Below are 1,328 nucleotides of genomic sequence, written 5' to 3' on the forward strand. Positions count from 1 at the left end.
TAGATATAACAAATCATATTATTGCTGATAAAAAGTACAGAGTTCCAACTAGTTATAGTGATACTTTTCAGGTACTTGAGGAAGAGGGTCTTATCTCTAAGAAGCAGTATAAAACAATGAAAAAAATGGCTCAATTTAGAAATATAGTTGTTCATCACTACGATAAGATAGATGAGACAATTGTAGTAAATATTTTAAGACGGAATCTTAAAGATTTTTTTGAATATAGGGATTCTATATTAAAAATTATAAAATAAAAATTATCAAATCTGATTCAAAACCGGCTAAAAGTTACAAAGATTTGTGAATAGTTTGTGAATAGCAGGTAAGGGCGTATGGCAATATGCCTCTACGACCAACGACTGTGTTAACTGGCTAACTAATTTATCTTGTATTTTATATTTTACGTTTTTATTTAAATAACTAACCAAGTAACCAGTTAACTAATTTACTGTCCCCCCAGAGTTATCTTCTCAGTGGGGAATGCTTTAATATAGAACTCCACCCAAAAAGATTTAGTAGCTTGTTTATAGTTTATAGTAATTTCACGACAATGAAGATCCCGAGTAATTCCAACTATGCTATTGGTGAGCTTAAAACCATCTAAATCAACTACACCTTTATACTTGATTCTCCAATCATTAGTTAGCTGCAGGTCGAGTTGGGAATTTATCTGCTTGGTCCATTCCATAGAGTTTAGATTATAAGAGGAACTAAAATTCATCTTCCAGTCGTCTTTCGGTTTATACTCTAATTTTGCCACCAAATTTCCAAAATCTTCGGTAACAAAATTATAATTAGTCGATAAATCTAATTTAATTTTTTCAGAAGATTTTAAAGTTACTTTTCCACTTATTGAATTTGTTAAAGGGCTGATATAATCAAAATTAAACGGGGTTGGTCCTACTGATTTATTATAATTATAAGATAGGGTGCTGGATATGAAATTATTATCTGACGAGGCTTTTAAGTCAATTTTTCCCCCCACAAGATAGCGAGCTTCACCGGTTAGATAGACATCTTGTCGGAAAATTCCCGAGGGAGTTAAAGTTATGTTTTTACTCAAATTAAAAGGTCTATTCAGGTTCACGATATATTCTCCTCGCCAGTTATCTTCGAGAGTAGCCGCTTCATAAAAATGTCCCACTGAGGCATCAATATTGTAAGTAATTTTAGTATCTCCAAGGGCAGTGGGATCTTTCTTAAAAACTATTTCTGGTAGACGGTCAATTATTTTAGAGATATCTTCTCCAGTATAGAGATCTCCCTCTAGATCATACCTCTTTTCGGTTGCCATATTTAGAGTATAACCTTCACCTTTATATTTT

2 protein-coding genes are annotated in these 1,328 nt (G+C 32.5%); one reads left to right on the top strand and one right to left on the bottom strand.

Annotated features, from left to right (window positions below):
- On the top strand, positions 1-257 hold a 257-nt coding region (hepT, locus tag COZ07_RS04440), incomplete at its 5' end, for a DUF86 domain-containing protein (protein WP_406607380.1).
- A 191-nt stretch (positions 258-448) separates the two neighbouring features.
- Here hepT and COZ07_RS04445 read toward each other — a convergent pair.
- Positions 449-1,328, bottom strand: an 880-nt coding sequence (locus tag COZ07_RS04445; protein WP_406607381.1) for a hypothetical protein, incomplete at its 5' end; no start/stop codon positions are given.

The sequence above is a fragment of the Candidatus Infernicultor aquiphilus genome, assembly GCF_002784285.1.
In the GTDB taxonomy this organism is placed as follows: domain Bacteria; phylum Atribacterota; class Phoenicimicrobiia; order Phoenicimicrobiales; family Phoenicimicrobiaceae; genus Infernicultor; species Infernicultor aquiphilus.